Here is a 16,264-nt window from a genome sequence, read left to right on the forward strand (position 1 = left end):
CGGCGGGTCCGCGTGGGCGGTGCTCACGCGCCGCAGCCCCGACGAGCCGCCGTCCGCGGTCGCCCGCGGCGGCAGCCCGGCCGAGCTGGGCGTGGAGTCGTCGACCGCCGTCGTCATCCACGATCTGTGGCAGGTCGAGATCGGCATGTCGGCGACGGCCGCCACCGGCGAGGTCGTCGCGACCTCCCTGGACGCCCTCGCGGCGGTGGCGGTACTCGGAGCGCGCTGAGCGCCTGCGGCGGCTCCGCGGTCGGGGTCAGCCGTGCAGCGGCAGCGTCAGGGTGGCCGGTGCGCCCTCGACGAGCCGGATCGGCACGCCCCAGTCCTGCGCGTTGAGGTGGCATGCGGGGTACTCGATCGCGGGGTCGGCGTCGCAGCTGGCCGCGTGCGCGGTGACGTGCAGGACGCCCTCGGTCACGGTCGGGTCCAGCCGCAGCACCCGGTCGAGCGGGACGTCGTCGCCGGCACCCTCCAGCAGCAGCCCCGGCGGGGTCGACGAGACCTGCAGACGGGTGGATGGGCCGTAGCGGTCGTCGTACTTCTGCCCGGCCGCCGGGGTGAACACCACGTCGAGCCGCACCTCGCCCGGCGCCAGCTCGGTGACCGGGCGCTGCGTGCGGTGGCTGCCCGAGTCGAGGATCTGGCCGACCAGCGTGGCGGGCAGGGCGATCCGCGTGAGCCGGTGCGCCGCGGACTCGACGACCAGCAGGGTCGAGCCGCCGTCGAGCACGACGATCCCGCTGGGCTCCGCGAGGTCGGTGGCCAGCGTGCTGACCTCCCCGTCGGCATACCGGCGGACGGCGCCGTTGTACGTGTCGGCGACGACCACGGAGCCGTCGGGCAGGACCGCCACGCCGAGCGGGTGCTGCAGCCGCGCCTCGGCGGCGGGGCCGTCGCGGTGGCCGAAGTCGAAGAGCCCCTCGCCGACGACCGTGTGCACGGTCCGCTCCACCGGGTCCACCCAGCGCAGCGCCGAGGTCTCCGAGTCGGCCAGCCAGAGCCTGTCGTCCGCCCCGACGGCGAGCCCGGACGGCTGCGCGAACCACGCCTCGTGCAGCGGACCGTCGAGCAGCCCCTCGTTCATGGTGCCGCCGAGCAGCTCGATCGAGCCCTGCAAGTCGTCGAACGCCCAGAGCGTGTGGTTGCCGGCCATGGCGACGACGAACGCGCCGAGCGGCTCCGACCAGGCGACGTCCCAGGGGGAGGACAGCTTGTGCCGACGAGGGCCGGGGACGAACGTGCCGGTGCCGGCGGTGAGTCCCGCGACGGCGTCGCCCGGTTCCCCGATCACCGGGATCGACGCGAGCTCCTCGTCGGCCTCGTCCTCGTCCGACGCCAGGAAGTTGTCGGCCGCGCCGACCATGTACTGCTCGCCGGTCCCGGCCACGGTGGTGACCGCCCCGTCGGCGAGCCGGAGCCCGCGCAGCGCGTGGTTGACCGTGTCGGCGACGAGCACGTCGTACCCGAGAGAGGGCCGCAGCTCGTCGGGGACCAGGCACAGGCCGTTCGGCTCGCTGAACCGCGCCTCGTCGGGGCCGCCGTCGACCAGCCCGCGCTCGCCCGAGCCGATGCGGCGGACCAGCGTCTCCCCGTCGGCCTCCAGCTCGGCCAGGCTGTGGTGCCCGGCGTCCGCGACCAGCAGGCGCCCATCGGGGAGCACGATCGCCTTGGCGGGGAACCGGAGCGTGCCCTCGGCCGGCGCGGGGGCCACGTACGGCCCGTCGCCGCGGTGCAGCGTGCCCTTGGCCTCGTGCTCCGCGATCAGCTCACCGACCAGGATCTCTACGTTGCGCTTGTGCCCCTCGCCGGCCATCTGCGCGACGACGTAGCCCTCGGGGTCGATCACGACGAGCGTCGGCCAGGCACGCGCGGTGTACGCCGACCACGTGACCAGCTGCGGGTCGTCCAGCACCGGGTGGTGAACCTCGTACCGCTCGACGGCGGCGGCCAGCGCCACGGGATCGGCCTCGTGCACGAACTTGGGCGAGTGCACGCCGACGATCACCAGCACGTCGCGGTGCTGCTCCTCGAGCTCGCGCAGCTCGTCGAGGACGTGCAGGCAGTTGATGCAGCAGAACGTCCAGAAGTCGAGGATGACGATCTTGCCGCGCAGGTCGGCCAGCGTCACGTCACGGCCGCCGGTGTTCAGCCACCCCCGCCCGACCAGCTCGGACGCACGGACCCGGGGCAGTCTGCTCTCACGCACGGGACCATTCTCACCGACTCCGGTCAGGTCAGAGCGCGTTGTCCGCCTCCGGGAGGCCCCGGCGGGCGGACTCGACGAGGGCCGGCAGGCCGAGGATCGGGACGCCGTCGGGCTGCGGGTCACCGGTCCACGTGATCGCCCCGATGCCGGACTCGACGGCCTCCTCGCCGAGCAGCGCGTCCAGGAACAGGAACGTCACCTGCCCGCGGACCTCGTCGGGCGCGTCGGCGAAGGCCGGGTGGCTCACGGCGACGTGCACCTGACGACCGTCGACCTGCGGGACGACGGTCATCGAGGCGATGTCCACCTCGGTGTCGCCGAAGCGCAGCGTGGTGCCCGCAGGGTTGGCCACCGGCTGTCGGAAGGCCGCGTACTCGAACGCGTCGTCGGGTGCCGGGGCTGCGGCGAGCCACCGCTGCGCGAGCTCCCGCAGGTCCGGGTCGCCCGCGGCGGTGACGACGAGCACGTGCCGCGCGAGCCGGCCGGGCCCGGTCTCGAACGCGAGGCCCAGCGGGTCGATCCTGCGGGAGACGGACTTGGCGAACGCGTTCAGGTCCTGCGACGTCCGCGCGTCGTCGTCGAACACGGCCGCAGCCTGCTCGTGGCCCTCCGCCGACCACCACGACCAGAAGTCGGCGATGGCGGCGTCCTGGCGTGCTCGGACCTGCTCGGCAGAGCGGCGGAAGAGTCCCATGGCCGGGGAACGTAGCAGGTCGGAGCGGCCGATCAGGTGCGGTCGAGGACGTAGATGCGCGGGTGGTGGCCCTTGGCGAACACGCGCGTGGTGGAGCGGATCCGCCAGAGGGCGTCGGCGTCGCGCAGGCAGCGCTCCATGACCTTGACCTCGTGCGTGAGGACGACGAACCGTGCACCGGGAGCGGCGGCGTCGTAGGCGGCCCGGAGCATGCCGGCGTGCACCTCGGCGTTGGTCGCGTGCGTGCCGTGCAGGGTGCCCCACGGGGGGTCGGCGAGGAGCAGGTCCCAGCCGGTGCCGACCGCCTCGACCAGCGCGGGGCCGGTGCAGTCGGCGCTCAGCAGACGGGCGTCACCCGCGTGCGCGGCGGCTCCGAGGTTCTCCGTCGACGCGGTCAGGGCGTCGGCGGACAGGTCGACGCCCACGGCCTCGGCGGCGGGGCCGGCCATGAGGCGCTCGATCAGGAGCGTGCCGGAGCCGCACATGAGGTTGAGCACACGGTCCGTCGGCAGCACCTCACCGAGCCGCACCATCGCGGCCGCGATCGTCGCGTTCACCGCGCCGGGGTAGTCGGTCACACGCCAGCGGCGGGCGGACAGCGGCCGGGAGCCGAGCCGGACCAGGACGTCCCAGCCGGGGTCGCCGGACGGTCCGGGGCGCACGCCGCGGCGCACCCGCAGGACGAGCTCACCCTGGGCCTCGTCGTAGCGCAGCCCGGTGGCCTCGGCGAGCAGGTCGGCCAGCCGCGCGAAGACCGCGGAGTCGCTGCCCGCGGCCTCGAACCGGAACGTGGACGAGCTGCCGGTCCGCAGCGACGTGTACATGGCGTCGACGATCCGGGACAAGTGGTCCCCGCTGGTCAGCGACTTGGGGCGCGGGACGTCGAACCTCAGGACGAGGAACGCGGCGACCGCGGTGCGCAGGCCGAGCACGTCGGCCGGCGGCCCCCACGTCGAGACGTCGAGCGCGTCCTCCCGGCCGGGAACGGGCGTCGGCGCGCCGTCGAGCATGAGGACCTCGGCGGCCTCGTCGGCCACGACGTCCTCGAGCCCGGGCAGGAACGTCAGCTCGAGCGCCGTGGAGCGGCGGGCTGTCGGGCGGGACCGCGGTCGTCGTTCGGACGGGTGGCTGCCGTGGTGGGCGGGGGGTGGTCCGCCGCGCGCGCGCTTGGCCACCAGGTCAGGCCGGCACGGGGACAGGTGCAGCGGCGTCTGCTCCGACAGCCCTGAGCACGAACGCCTCGGTCTGCTCGATCGCGCGCTCGCGCTCGGGCCCGTCGGAGGGCACGCCGCGTCCGGAGAGGCAGGCGTTGACCAGGGGCACCGTGACGTCGAGGTCCTGCGGGGGGAACGCGCCCGACTCGATGCCGGCCGCGAGGATGCGCCGCAGGATCTGCTCGACCACCATCACGTGCTCGCGGACGCGCTGCTGGGTGCCGCGCGAGAGGACCGACCGCAGCTCCGGCCCGGGCGCCAGGTGGTAGACGCGGGTGAGCGCGGCCTGCTGACGGACGTAGGTCTGCAGCTGCTCGGTCGGGTCCTCGATGTCGTCGAGCGCACGCTGCAGCGTGGCCGCGTACTGCTCGGTCTCGTGCGTGATGAACCCGAGCAGGAGGGACTCCTTGTCGGGGAAGTGGTTGTAGACCGCTGTGCGACCGACGCCCGCGGCGGCCGCGATCTCGGCGAGCGTGATGGCGTCGAACCCCTGCTCGGCCATCAGCGCGGAGAGCGCCGCGAAGAGCTTCTGGCGCGTCTGCTCCCGGTGCTCGTGCAGGGAACCGCCGATGATCTTGGGCATCGTGACATCATCGCACGTTCTGTCACTAAAGTCGTACGGCCGAGTGGCCGGGATCTTCGTACACTGCGTACAGCGCGGGGGCCGGTCGGCCACCGCGCGCGTGCATGTTCTCGACGACGAAGTCGAGGGGAGACCGATGACGGAGCTCGCCGACGCCGCACGGCTGCGCGCTGCGCACGAGCGGTTCGTCACCACCGGCCGCGCCCCCGACCGCACCGTCCGGACCCTCGTCGCCGACTCGTGGCGCCGGAGCCTGCGCAGCGGGGTGGACCCGGAGGTCGAGAACGCGCCGGTGGACATGGCCGGGAACGCGCTCGACGGGTACCGGAACGGGCTCCCGCTCGCGGCCGCGATGCCCGTGGTCCGGGAGCTCCTGGTGGCCCCGGGGTCCGGCGCCGGCTGGGTCACGGCCCTCACCGACGACGTCGGACGCCTGCTGTGGGTCGAGGGCGACCGCGCGCTGCGCGACCGGGTCGAGGGTGTCGGGTTCGTCGAGGGTGCGGTGTGGCGCGAGGACCTCGCCGGCACCAACGCCCCCGGTACCGCGCTCGCCACCGACCAGCCGGTGCAGGTGGTGGGCAGCGAGCACTACGCGCGCAAGGTCCAGCCGTGGAACTGCACGGCCGTCCCGGTGCACTCCCCGACGGGTCAGGTGCTCGGGGTCCTTGATGTGACCGGTGGGCCGGCGGTGGCGTCGGCCCTCGTCATGTCGCTGGTGCGCGCGACGGTCGCGGCCGTCGAGGCCGAGCTCGCCCGGGTCGTGGCCCGCCCGTTCCTCGTCGCGCGGTCCGCGCCGACCCCGTCGAGGCTGCGGGTGCTCGGCACGCCGCTGCTGCACCTGGGCGGCTCGGACCTGCGCCTCAGCCTGCGGCACGCGGAGATCCTGCTGCTGCTCGCGCGCCATCCGAGYGGACTGTCCGCCGACGAGCTCGCCGTGCTGCTCAGCGAGCACGAGCTCTCCGACGTCACCGTCCGTGCCGAGGTGTCACGGCTGCGCCGGCTCGTCGGCCCGCTGCTCAGCGAGTCGCGCCCCTACCGGCTGACCGGACCGCTGCGCACCGACGCCGACCGTGTCCAGGAGCTGCTCGCGGCGGGCGACCCCGACTCCGCCCTGGCCTCGTACCCCGGTCCGGTGCTCCCGCGGTCGGTGGCACCGGGGGTCGAGCGGATCCGCGAGGACCTGTCGGCCGACCTGCGGGCCGCGGTCCTGGCCAGCCCCCTGCCGGGCGTGGTCAGCCGCTGGGTCGCGTCCGACGAGGGCGCCGACGACTGGCAGGCCTGGGAGCGTCTGGCGTGGCTGGCGCCGAAGGGCTCCCCGGTCCACGTGCGCGCGGCGGGGCGCCTCGACCTGCTGGGCAGACGGCTCGGTACCCGGCCGCCTACACGCTGACCGCTCTGCAACCCTCCTGCAACCCTGCCCGACCTAGCGTCCGAGACCGGACGCGGCAATGGTGCCGCGGCCGCGGGCGCCCACCCTCAGGGCGCGCCCGCTGACCTGCCAGGAGGCGCGATGACCGTCTACGCAGCACCCGGGACGCCCGGGAGCATCGCCACGTACCGCGACCGTTACGACCACTGGATCGGTGGCGAGTTCGTCGCCCCCGCGGCCGGCCGCTACTTCGAGAACCCGAGCCCCGTGACCGGCCGGACGTTCTGCGAGGTCGCGCGCGGCGACGCCGACGACATCGAGCGGGCGCTCGACGCGGCCCACGGTGCGGCGCGCAGCTGGGGCAAGACCTCCCCGACCGAGCGCGCGGTGATCCTCAACAAGATCGCCGACCGCATGGAGCAGAACCTCGAGATGCTCGCGGTGGCCGAGTCGTGGGAGAACGGCAAGCCGGTCCGCGAGACCCTCGCGTGCGACATCCCGCTGGCCATCGACCACTTCCGSTACTTCGCCGGSGCSATCCGCGCGCAGGAGGGGTCGATCTCGCAGCTCGACGAGGACACCGTGGCGTACCACTTCCACGAGCCGCTSGGCGTGGTCGGCCAGATCATCCCGTGGAACTTCCCGATCCTCATGGCCACCTGGAAGCTGGCCCCGGCGCTCGCGGCGGGCAACTGCGTGGTGCTCAAGCCGGCCGAGCAGACGCCCGCGTCGATCCTGCTGCTCATGGATCTCGTCGGGGACCTCATCCCGGCGGGCGTGCTCAACATCGTCAACGGGTTCGGGGTGGAGGCCGGCAAGCCGCTGGCGTCGTCGCCGCGGATCCGCAAGATCGCGTTCACCGGCGAGACGACGACCGGGCGGCTGATCATGCAGTACGCGTCGCAGAACATCATCCCGGTGACCCTGGAGCTGGGCGGCAAGAGCCCGAACCTGTTCTTCGAGGACGTCGCGCGCGAGCAGGACGAGTTCTACGACAAGGCGCTCGAGGGCTTCGGCATGTTCGCGCTCAACCAGGGCGAGGTGTGCACGTGCCCGTCGAGGGCGCTCATCCAGGAGTCGATCTACGACGGCTTCCTGGCCGACGCGATCACGCGCACCGAGGCGATCGTGCAGGGCAACCCGCTGGACACCGAGACGATGATCGGCGCGCAGGCGTCCAACGACCAGCTGGAGAAGATCCTCAGCTACATCGACATCGGCAAGGCCGAGGGCGCCAAGGTGCTCACGGGGGGCGGGCGCCGGCACCTCGACGGCGACCTCGCCGACGGCTACTACGTGCAGCCGACGATCTTCGAGGGCAAGAACTCGATGCKGATCTTCCAGGAGGAGATCTTCGGCCCGGTGGTCGCGGTGACCAGCTTCTCCGACTACTCGGACGCCATCCACATGGCCAACGACACCCTGTACGGCCTCGGTGCCGGCGTGTGGACCCGGGAGGCGAACATCGCCTACCGCGCGGGCCGGGACATCCAGGCGGGTCGCGTCTGGACCAACTGCTACCACGCGTACCCGGCGGCGGCCGCGTTCGGCGGCTACAAGGGCTCGGGCGTCGGCCGCGAGAACCACAAGATGATGCTCGACCACTACCAGCAGACCAAGAACCTGCTGGTGTCGTACTCGGGCGCCAAGCTCGGCTTCTTCTGACCGAGGACGTCGGCCGGGCGACGGGTGGAGGGGCGACCCTGCTGCGGCAGCTGCGCGCGCAGCACGGCGAGCTGATGTTCCACCAGTCGGGGGGCTGCTGCGACGGCTCGTCGCCCATGTGCTTCGCGCAGGGCGACTTCCTCACGGGCGACGCCGACGCGTACCTGGGCGACCTCACGCTCGGTGACGGCGGCGTCGTGCCGTTCTGGATGAGCAAGGCGCAGTACGAGTACTGGAAGCACACGCACCTCACGGTCGACGTGGTGCCGGGCCGCGGCGCCGGGTTCTCGCTGGAAGCCCCCGAGGGCGTCCGGTTCATGATCCGGTCGCGGCTGCTCACCGACGACGAGGTGGGGGACCTGCGCGCGGCCGGCGTGCTCTGAGGGTGGCGGGAACTGCATGGTCGATGGCGGACGATCGGGCGGTCCGTCGTCTAGCGTGCCGTGCATGAGCAACGAGGAGATCCAGCCCGACACCAAGGACTGGACCTGGGTCCTGTCGCAGCGCTGCCCCGAGTGCGGGTTCACCGCCACGGACGTCGCCGGTCCGGCGATCGGCGCCACGGTGCGGGACCTGACGCCGCGATGGGTGTCCGCGCTGCACCGCCCGGACGCGCGGGACCGACCGGCGCCGACCACGTGGTCGACGCTGGAGTACGGCGCGCACGTGCGGGACGTCTTCCGGATCTTCGACGGACGCCTCGAGCTTCTGCTCACGCAGGACGACCCCCTGTTCGAGAACTGGGACCAGGACGCCACGGCGGTCGCGGACCGGTACGACCTGCAGGACCCGCTGAGGGTCGCCGACGAGCTGGTGGACGCGGCCGACGTGATCGCCGACCGGTTCGACTCGGTGGCTGACCAGCAGTGGGACCGCGCGGGACGCCGCTCGAACGGATCGGAGTTCACCGTGCGGACGCTCGGGCAGTACTTCCTGCACGACGTGGTCCACCACCTGCACGACGTCCGCGGCTGAGTTGTCCACAACTTCCGTCCACACCCGTGTGCAATATCGTTTAGGTTGTGGATAACCGCGTGACCAGCCTCGACTCGCCGAGAAGGCGCGCCGCGACGTAACACGCCCGCATCACTACGTGTGTACCGTCCGGCCGCATGAGCCTGCCGCAGGTCGTCCTCCCGGGGGAGCTCGACGGCCGCCACGTCCTCGTCGTGCCGCGGGGCACCGACGTCGTCGCCATGGCCACGGCGTGGTTCCCCGAGACCGCGTGGACGCGAGAGCCGGTGACCGCCGCGCAGGCGACGGCGAGCGCGCGACCCATGACCGGTGCACGGTTCCGCGGGATCGTCGCCGACGTGGCAGAACCCGCTCCGGGTGTGCTCCGGCTGGACGGGGCGGCCTCGCTCGAAGGCCCGACGCCGGCCGGGCACGCGGTCGCGCACGCGGCGGGGCTGTCCGCGCAGGATGTCGACCTGTACGCCCTCGTGCCCGCCGACCCGAGCGTGGCGCTCGACGTGGTCTACGGCTGGATGTCCGCCGCTGCCCGCCGCGCCGCGGGCAGCATCGTCCCCGCGGAGCGGACCCAGGTGGTCGTCCCCGACCCCGGCTCGGCGATCGACCTCACCCTCTGGTCACCCGTCCCGCTGTCCGCGCAGGACGCGCTGCCCCTCGTGCGGCCGGCGATGACCGGTGCCCGGGTGGGTCCCACCGACGTCCCGCACCCGCAGCAGGCCGAGGGGAACGCCGGCCCTCCCACGTTCTCCGTGACCGCGACGTTCGAGTACGACGGTGCGATCACCGTGAAGACGGGCCGGTCCAGCGAGGTGCCCGTGGCGCTGTCGCGGCTGGACTGGCGCGAGTTCGGGCCCTGGTCGTACCACGTCAGCTGGCAGCCGCCGGAGCCGGCGGAGCTGCGCAACGAGCACCCCTCCCAGCTCCACCTGATCGCGCGCTCGCGGGTGGAGCCGTCGATCGCCCGCGTCGCGGCGGCGCTGTGGCGGGCTGTCGGCGGGACGGTGGTGGACAGCGGCGGGTTCGTCGTGACGCCCGACGAGCTGCGCGACCGGGCGACCGCGCGCCGCTAGGCGAACGGCTCGCTGCCGGACGGCACGAGGTCGACGGAGACGGTCAGGCGCGAGCCCGAGCCCTCGGTGAAGATGACCCCGCGCAGCGGCGGCACGTCGTCGTAGTCGCGGCCCCAGCCGAGCAGCACGTACCGGTCGTCCACCAGCTGGTCGTTGGTGGGGTCGACCTCCACCCAGCCGGCGCCCGGCACCCACGCGGACACCCAGGCGTGCGAGGCGTCGGCACCCCGCAGCTTCTCCCGGCCGGCGGGCGGGCGGGTCTCGATGTAGCCGCTGGAGTACCGCGCGGGCAGCCCGTGCAGGCGCAGCGCCGCGATCATCAGGTGCGCGAAGTCCTGGCAGACGCCGGCCTTCTGCGCGAGCAGCTGGGCCTGCGTCGTGTGCACGGTGGTGGAGCCGGACCGGTACGCGATCTCGGTCCGGATCCGGTGCGCCAGCTCGACGAGCACCTCGACGACCGGCCGGTCGGTCTCGAACGTCGGGGCGGCCCAGTCCCGGACCTCGTCGGCGAACGCCACGTGCGGGGACGGCAGCAGGGCCTCGCGCAGGTCGACGATGCTCGGGTCCAGCCGTCCGACCTCGCCCGCGGCCACGCGCCGCGCGACCTCGTGCCAGCCCACGGTCGGCAGCGCCGCGGGGTCGGGCGCGTGCCGTGTGACCTCGATGGTGGAGCGCGCGGTCACGACGAGCCTGGTGTGCGGCGTCGTGACCCCGAAGTACGTCGTCCGGTTGCCCCAGTAGTCCACGTGCGCGGCGGTGTCGGCGGGGGGCGGCTCGATCTCCACGGTCGTCGACAGGCACGCCTGCCCCGGCACGTCCCGGGGGGTCATCGTGGTGCGGCCGTAGGAGTCCGTCACCACGTTCGCGTAGGTGTACGTGGTGCGGTGCACGAGGTCGTAGGTGCGGGTCACTCGCCACCACCGTCCCGCGCGTCCCAGGGGTCCTCGAGCGCGCGGCTGGGGGCCAGCCGGACGAAGTGCACGCGTTCGATCTCGTCGGCCGCGGCGTGCAGCCGCCAGAGCATCGACTCGAGGGTCTCCGCCAGCCGCGCCCGCCGGCCGTCCTCGGTGACCGCTGCGGCGATCGCTGCCGGGTCCACCTCGGCGAGCAGGTCGACCACGTCGGACAGCAGGTGGTCGCGCTGGTCCGGTGCTCGGCCGGCGAGCGGGACGAGGGCCAGCGACTCCTGCAGGCGGTCCAGCTGGTAGGCCAGCGACCGGGGGTTGGTGGGGTCGAGGAGCAGGAGCTCGAGCACCTCGGCCAGGCCCGCGCCGGTCTGGTGCCGGCGGCGGAACGTGATCGCCGACTCGTGCGCCAGCAGCACGGACTCGCGGACCACCGAGTCGACGTCCGCCGGGCGCTGCTGCACGACCGTGGCCAGCAGGCTCTCCACCAGGTGCTGGGCGCGCTCGATGCGCCGACCGGCGTCGAGGAACTGCCAGCCGACGTCCCGCACCAGCCCCTCGGCGGTGATCCCGGCGATGGCGAGCAGCCCTTCCAGGACCTTGTCGAGCGCGGGCCGCAGGCCTGCCGTCGCGGTGCTCCCGCTGACGACGCCGAGGTCGAGCGAGTCCGCGCCGGGGGTGCGGCCACGGGTCTTGTTCCGCTCGTCGCGCAGCGCGCGCTCGATGCGGGCGAGCGGACCGAACGTGTCGGTCGAGAGCTGGTCGCGGACCGCGGCGGCCGACGCGGCGAGGCGACGGATCGAGCGGGCGACCGTGCCGGTGGCCTGCGGGTCCAGCACGAGGTCGCGGAAGCCCGGGGACGTCTGCTCGGTCGGGGTGAGGGACGAGATGAGGACGGCGAGCGCCCGGCCACCGGCGGACGCCGGGCGCTGGTGGAAGTCGTCCCACCGGTCCACGACGACGCGCAGCACGCGGCTGGAGTCCTCGGCCCGCTCGGCGTAGCGGCCCATCCAGTACAGGTTCTCGGCGGTGCGCGGAGAGATGCCGGTGGCCGGGCGGCGCTGCGCGGGGACCTCGCCGGCGGCGGACTCGTCGGACGGCACCCACGGCTCGACCGGCGCGTCCGGCTGGGTGGAGAGCACCCACACGTCCTTGGCGGCGGCGCCGAGGGCCGACGAGACGACGTGCCCGGACGCGACRCGCGCGAGCCCGCCGGCCATCACCGTGTACGTCTGCCGGTGCGCCACCGCGTACGTGCGCAGCACCGCGGCGCGCGGCCCGAGGTCGGCGGGTCCGATGCCCTCGGCGGACGGCAGGTCGCTGCCGACGCCCACCGGTGCACCGTCGATCGTCGGCCCCGCCGGGGCGCCCGGCGCCGGACCAGCTGGTCCAGCCGCGTCAGCACGTGCTGGAGCGACCTCGGCTCACCGCACCACCACGTGGGGGCCGACGCCAGCGCGAGGTCCTGGTCCAGCACCGCGTTGGCCAGGCGCGGGAGGTAGGTGAGCAGGGCCGGGTTCTCCAGCACCGAGCTGCCCAGCGGGTTGACCACGCTCACGGCACCGGCACGCACCGCCCGGACCAGTCCGGGGACGCCCAGCCGGGAGCCCTGCCGCAGGTCCAGCGGGTCGCACCACTCGGCGTCGACGCGCCGCAGGATCACGTCGACCGGCTCGAGGCCCTCGACGCCGCGCATCCACACGCGGCCGTCGCGGACCAGCAGGTCGGAGCCCTCGACCAGCGGCAGGCCGAGCATGGACGCCAGGTAGGCCTGGTCGAACGCGGTCTCGCTGGACGGCCCCGACGTCAGCAGGACCACCCGCGGCTGCTCGGCCTGGCCGGGGGCGACGGCCCGCAGCGCCAGCCGCAGCGCACGGAAGAACGGGCCGAGGCGCTGGATCGACGCCTGCCGGTACACCCCCGAGAGCACCTGCGCCACGATGCGCCGGTCCTCCATCGCGTACCCGACGCCCGACGGCGCCTGCGTCCGGTCGGCCACCGCGCACCAGGCGCCCGCCGCGTCGCGCACCAGGTCGGTGGCGGTGAGCACCAGCTCCCGGCCGCCCGGCAGCCGCAGCCCGTCGACCGCGCGCACGAACCCCGGGTGGCCCAGCACGACCGTCGGGGGGAGCAGCCTGTCGGTGAGCAGGAGCCGGTGGCCGTAGGCGTCCTGCAGGATCGCGTCCAGCAGCTCGGCGCGCTGCACCAGCCCGGCGTCCAGGCGGGCCCACTCCGGCTCGTCGACGATGACCGGCAGGGGGTCCAGGTGCCAGGGGTGCTCGCCGTCCTCCTGGTCCGCGCCGTACGTGACGCCGTGGTCGGCGAGCAGCCGCTCGGCCTCGTCGCGAGCGCGCGCCAGTCCCGACGCGCTCGGGATGTCCGCGGGGTCGGGGAGCCACGACCAGTCGGCTCGGTGGTCGACCGCCCCCGGCTCGCCCAGGGGGCGCGGGGAGGAGAGCAGGTCGGTCACACAGAGGAGTGTGTCTTACGAGCGCGTCAGGTGCGCAGGTCGGCGCGCTGTGGGTGCCCGGGTGGAGACTCGGTCCCACGAGCACCGAGCACAGGAGGCGTCGATGGGCAGGGATGCGGTCACGGGCTGGGTGGAGCGGTACGAGCACGCGTGGCGCACGCAGGACGTGGACGGGCTCGACCGCCTGTTCGCGGAGGACGCGCGGTACCTGCGCTCGCCGTACGACCCGGAGCCACTGGTGGGGATCGAGGCGATCCGCGGGTTCTGGGTGGACCCCACGCCGTTCACCATGACGGCCGAGGTCATCGCGGCCGACGGGCAGGACGCGGTGGTGCGGGTGGAGGTGCAGTACGGCGGCGACAAGCCGCAGGAGTACAAGGACCTGTGGGTGCTGCGCTTCGGGCCGGACGGGCGCGCCGAGCTGTTCGAGGAGTGGGCGTACTGGCCGGAGAAGACGTACTCGGCCTCCGAGGACGCCTGACCGCGGCTCAGTGCAGCAGGCTGACGATCTCCCACGACCCAGGGTCGGGCTGGAGGGCGATCCGGTCGCGTGCGAGGGCGAACGCTTCCTCGGGCGTCGAGACGACACCGCTGGCGTGGAAGGTGGTCGCGGTGCTCAGCACGCTGTAGAAGGGGCCCAGGGGGTTCCCGTCATCGTCACACTTGCCGACGGCGACGATGAACGCCTGGTGCATCAGGTCGGGGGTGGTGTCGGTGAGGAGCGTCACACCCTAGTCATCGGCAGATCGGCGGCGGACCTGGAACCCGGAGTGCGGGTGAGGCCGTGAGAGGGTCGTCGACATGCCTGCAGCCATCCGGCCGTTCCACCCGTCCGACCTGCCCGCGCTCTACCGGATCTGCCTTCTGACCGGCGAGGCCGGCGGCGACGCCACGACGCTCTACCGCGACCCTGACCTGCTGGGACACGTCTACGCGGGGCCGTACCCGATCGCCGATCCCGGCCTGACGTTCGTCGTCGTCGACGAGCTCGGCCCGGTGGGCTACATCCTGGCGACGGCGGACACCGAGCGGTTCGAGCAGTGGCTGGAACGGGCGTGGTGGCCGGCGCTGCGGGCGCGCTACCCGCTGGCCGAGGACCCGCACGACGGCACCGAGGACCACGTGCTCGTCGGCCGGATCCACGGGTGGACGGTCGCCGACGAGTCACTGGCGGACCGGTTCCCCGCCCACATGCACATCGACCTGCTCCCCCGCGCGCAGGGCCAGGGCCTGGGGCGGCGGCTCATCGAGACGCTCTCGGCGGCGCTGCGCGAGCGCGGGGTGCCCGGCCTGCACCTCGGCGTCGACAGCCGGAACGAGGGCGCGATCGCGTTCTACTCGCGCGTCGGGTTCACGGAGGCGCAGCGGCACGGCTGGGGCAGGACGCTGACGCTCGACCTGACCTGACCTGAGCGCTCAGTCCCGGCGCCCGTCGCGGTGCAGGGCGAGCACGCGACCGACATCCTCGACCGTGACGCCCGGCAGGTCGAGGACGTGCCGCAGCTGCGTGAGCGCATCGACCTGCTCGGGAGCCTTGCGCGGGGACAGGAACAGGTTGGCCAGGTAGCCGGTGAACGTCCCGAAGATGGCGACACCGACCACGATGATGATGGCGCCGACGATCCGGCCGGCGGTCGTCACGGGGTACTGGTCGCCGTAGCCGACGGTCGAGATGGTGACGACGGTGTACCAGAGGGAGTCCGAGGCGGTCGTGATGTTGGCGCCCGGGGCGTCGCTCTCGATGCGCAGCATCAAGAGGCTGCCGAACTGGAGCACGAGGATGCCCGTCAGCAGCAGGGTGAACAGCGCGCTGCCTGCCCGGTCCCGCACGAGGGTCCGCAGGACGGAGCGGCCGCCGACCCCCCGCATGAGCCGGAAGACGCGGACCAGGCGGAAGATGCGCAGGAACTTGAGCTGGGCCAGCGGAAGGCTGGCCAGCAGGTCGGCCCAGCCGAAGTGCCGGAAGAAGTAGTCCTTGCGCGAAGGTGCGGTGGTGAGCCGGTAGGTGAAGTCGATGAGGAAGACCACGCTGAAGATCGCGTCCATCGCCAGCAGGACGTTCTGCAGGTCGCCGTCGCCCCGGGCGACCGCGACGAGGACCAGGTTGACGATCGACAGCAGCGACAGCGCGCCGATGAAGATCTCGTACCCGATGTTCTTCAGCTCGCTGCGCGGCGCGCTCACGCGACGAGTGTGGCACCCGGCCGGGGGCCGACAGGTGCCCGGCACTCCGTGTCGCCGCACTTCCCCGTCATGGCGCGGGTATGACGGCCGTCAATGACTACTTGACTCCGAGGCGGACGAGGGGCACGCTGGTCATGACGTCGCAGGGCCGGTCCCCAGGAGGGTGGGGACCGGCCCCGTCGCCGTGTTCGCCATCGCGTCGAGCGCGCTGGGCGCCTTCGCCGTCGTGCAGGTGCAGAACATCAAGGACGACGCGACGGAGATGGCTGCCACCCAGGACACGGTCGGAACGTCGCTCGCGGCGCTCAAGGACGCGCTCTGGACCGTGCGGATGTTCATCCCGCTGGTGATGGCGTACGAGGGGGAGGGCAAGCAGGCGCAGTTCGACAAGCTGCAGGCCGCCTACGCGTCGATGGACACGGCGTCCAGCGGCTTCGCGACGGCATACCAGGGAGCCCACGGCGGCGACCTCCCGGCCAACTGGGACGAGTTCACGACGTCGTGGGCGAAGTACCGCGCCATGGTGGACGGTGACCTCATGGCCGCCGCGATGGCCGACGACCGGCCGCTGTTCGCGGAGGTGCGCGCCGGTGGCGCGGCCGATCTCGGCGCCGCGATGATCGCCAGCCTGACCGAGGTCGATGCTCAGGTCACCCAGTCGATGGACGCGATCACCGACCGGGTCGAGGCCGAGGCGTCGGCGTCGGCGAGGTGGACCGTGGCGATCCTGCTCGTCGGCGTCGTGCTGGCGTCCCTGCTCGGCATCCTGCTCGCCGGGTCGATCCGACGCGCCGTGGTGGACGTCAAGCGTGCCGTCGACGCGATGGCGACCGGCGACCTCACCGTCCCGGCGACGCCCCGCTCCGGCGACGAGATCGGCCAGATGGCCACGGCGCTCGGCGTCGCCCAGACCGCCCTGCGGGCGGTGATCT

17 protein-coding genes and 1 pseudogene are annotated in these 16,264 nt (G+C 73.2%); 9 read left to right on the plus strand and 9 right to left on the minus strand.

Annotated elements, in window-relative coordinates; translation table 11 throughout:
- Positions 1-229, plus strand: a pseudogene (locus AC1DUQ_RS13395) (GGDEF domain-containing protein); the annotation flags it as partial.
- 27 nt (positions 230-256) lie between these two features.
- Here the strand turns inward: AC1DUQ_RS13395 and AC1DUQ_RS13400 are convergent.
- From AC1DUQ_RS13400 to AC1DUQ_RS13415, 4 genes are read right to left on the minus strand one after another with little or no spacing between them, the layout of a single operon-like run.
- Positions 257-2,206, minus strand: a complete 1,950-nt coding sequence (locus AC1DUQ_RS13400; protein ID WP_477062608.1) for an NHL domain-containing thioredoxin family protein — start codon at positions 2,204-2,206, stop codon at positions 257-259.
- Positions 2,207-2,234: 28 nt separating this feature from the next.
- Positions 2,235-2,900 carry a hypothetical protein gene (locus AC1DUQ_RS13405; RefSeq protein WP_477062607.1) on the minus strand — a complete coding sequence of 222 codons (666 nt, stop codon included), beginning with the start codon at positions 2,898-2,900 and terminating at the stop codon, positions 2,235-2,237.
- A 32-nt stretch (positions 2,901-2,932) separates the two neighbouring features.
- Positions 2,933-4,075, minus strand: a complete 1,143-nt coding sequence (locus tag AC1DUQ_RS13410; protein ID WP_477062606.1) for a methyltransferase — start codon at positions 4,073-4,075, stop codon at positions 2,933-2,935.
- A gap of 4 nt (positions 4,076-4,079) precedes the next feature.
- Positions 4,080-4,697, minus strand: a complete 618-nt coding sequence (locus AC1DUQ_RS13415) for a TetR/AcrR family transcriptional regulator (protein ID WP_477062605.1) — start codon at positions 4,695-4,697, stop codon at positions 4,080-4,082.
- 136 nt (positions 4,698-4,833) lie between these two features.
- Here AC1DUQ_RS13415 and AC1DUQ_RS13420 point away from each other — a divergent pair, with 136 nt between their 5' ends.
- From AC1DUQ_RS13420 to AC1DUQ_RS13440, 5 genes are all read left to right on the plus strand, one after another.
- Entirely contained in the window at positions 4,834-6,087 is a 1,254-nt protein-coding gene (locus AC1DUQ_RS13420; RefSeq protein WP_477062604.1) for a sigma-54-dependent transcriptional regulator family protein, read from the plus strand.
- Between the two features lie 120 nt (positions 6,088-6,207).
- Complete coding sequence (gene exaC, locus AC1DUQ_RS13425; RefSeq protein ID WP_477073947.1) at positions 6,208-7,731, plus strand: acetaldehyde dehydrogenase ExaC; 1,524 nt, start codon at positions 6,208-6,210, stop codon at positions 7,729-7,731.
- A complete protein-coding gene (locus AC1DUQ_RS13430; protein WP_477073951.1) occupies positions 7,728-8,114 on the plus strand; it encodes a DUF779 domain-containing protein in 387 nt (128 codons plus the stop codon). Before exaC ends, AC1DUQ_RS13430 begins: the two co-directional genes overlap by 4 nt.
- 64 nt (positions 8,115-8,178) lie before the next feature.
- Complete coding sequence (locus AC1DUQ_RS13435; RefSeq protein ID WP_477062601.1) at positions 8,179-8,706, plus strand: DinB family protein; 528 nt, start codon at positions 8,179-8,181, stop codon at positions 8,704-8,706.
- A gap of 137 nt (positions 8,707-8,843) precedes the next feature.
- A complete protein-coding gene (locus AC1DUQ_RS13440; RefSeq protein ID WP_477062600.1) occupies positions 8,844-9,773 on the plus strand; it encodes a hypothetical protein in 930 nt (309 codons plus the stop codon).
- Here the strand turns inward: AC1DUQ_RS13440 and AC1DUQ_RS13445 are convergent.
- Genes AC1DUQ_RS13445 through AC1DUQ_RS13455 form a run of 3 tightly spaced genes read right to left on the minus strand, consistent with a single transcriptional unit; the run spans position 9,770 to position 13,148 of the window.
- Positions 9,770-10,684: a transglutaminase family protein gene (locus tag AC1DUQ_RS13445; protein ID WP_477062599.1), complete on the minus strand. Its 915-nt coding sequence runs from the start codon at positions 10,682-10,684 to the stop codon at positions 9,770-9,772. The genes AC1DUQ_RS13440 and AC1DUQ_RS13445 overlap by 4 nt on opposite strands.
- Complete coding sequence (locus AC1DUQ_RS13450) at positions 10,681-12,012, minus strand: alpha-E domain-containing protein (protein WP_477073948.1); 1,332 nt, start codon at positions 12,010-12,012, stop codon at positions 10,681-10,683. The genes AC1DUQ_RS13445 and AC1DUQ_RS13450 overlap by 4 nt, the downstream gene beginning before the upstream one ends.
- The gene (locus AC1DUQ_RS13455) at positions 11,898-13,148 is read right to left on the minus strand and encodes a circularly permuted type 2 ATP-grasp protein (RefSeq protein WP_477073949.1); all 1,251 of its coding nucleotides are present in this window, start codon (positions 13,146-13,148) and stop codon (positions 11,898-11,900) included. The genes AC1DUQ_RS13450 and AC1DUQ_RS13455 overlap by 115 nt, the downstream gene beginning before the upstream one ends.
- 103 nt (positions 13,149-13,251) lie before the next feature.
- Here AC1DUQ_RS13455 and AC1DUQ_RS13460 point away from each other — a divergent pair, with 103 nt between their 5' ends.
- Entirely contained in the window at positions 13,252-13,629 is a 378-nt protein-coding gene (locus tag AC1DUQ_RS13460; RefSeq protein WP_477062597.1) for a nuclear transport factor 2 family protein, read from the plus strand.
- Positions 13,630-13,636: 7 nt separating this feature from the next.
- Here the strand turns inward: AC1DUQ_RS13460 and AC1DUQ_RS13465 are convergent, their stop codons facing one another.
- Positions 13,637-13,876, minus strand: coding sequence for a hypothetical protein (locus AC1DUQ_RS13465; protein WP_477062596.1), 240 nt, complete (start codon positions 13,874-13,876; stop codon positions 13,637-13,639).
- 73 nt (positions 13,877-13,949) lie between these two features.
- On the opposite strand from AC1DUQ_RS13465, the gene AC1DUQ_RS13470 reads away from it, so the two are divergent.
- Positions 13,950-14,555: a GNAT family N-acetyltransferase gene (locus tag AC1DUQ_RS13470; RefSeq protein WP_477062595.1), complete on the plus strand. Its 606-nt coding sequence runs from the start codon at positions 13,950-13,952 to the stop codon at positions 14,553-14,555.
- A gap of 9 nt (positions 14,556-14,564) precedes the next feature.
- On the opposite strand, the gene AC1DUQ_RS13475 is transcribed toward AC1DUQ_RS13470, so the two are convergent.
- A complete protein-coding gene (locus AC1DUQ_RS13475; RefSeq protein ID WP_477062594.1) occupies positions 14,565-15,332 on the minus strand; it encodes an ion transporter in 768 nt (255 codons plus the stop codon).
- Between the two features lie 163 nt (positions 15,333-15,495).
- Here AC1DUQ_RS13475 and AC1DUQ_RS13480 point away from each other — a divergent pair.
- On the plus strand, positions 15,496-16,264 hold a 769-nt coding region (locus tag AC1DUQ_RS13480; RefSeq protein ID WP_477073950.1), incomplete at its 3' end, for a HAMP domain-containing protein.

Source organism: Cellulomonas sp. P4_B5_2 (assembly GCF_056402235.1).

Coding starts and splice junctions, on each gene's coding strand:
- AC1DUQ_RS13405 (WP_477062607.1), bottom strand. CDS start 2,900: ATGGGACTCTTCCGCCGCTCTGCCGAGCAGGTCCGAGCACGCCAGGAC.
- AC1DUQ_RS13415 (WP_477062605.1), bottom strand. CDS start 4,697: ATGCCCAAGATCATCGGCGGTTCCCTGCACGAGCACCGGGAGCAGACG.
- AC1DUQ_RS13435 (WP_477062601.1), top strand. CDS start 8,179: ATGAGCAACGAGGAGATCCAGCCCGACACCAAGGACTGGACCTGGGTC.
- AC1DUQ_RS13440 (WP_477062600.1), top strand. CDS start 8,844: ATGAGCCTGCCGCAGGTCGTCCTCCCGGGGGAGCTCGACGGCCGCCAC.
- AC1DUQ_RS13460 (WP_477062597.1), top strand. CDS start 13,252: ATGGGCAGGGATGCGGTCACGGGCTGGGTGGAGCGGTACGAGCACGCG.
- AC1DUQ_RS13470 (WP_477062595.1), top strand. CDS start 13,950: ATGCCTGCAGCCATCCGGCCGTTCCACCCGTCCGACCTGCCCGCGCTC.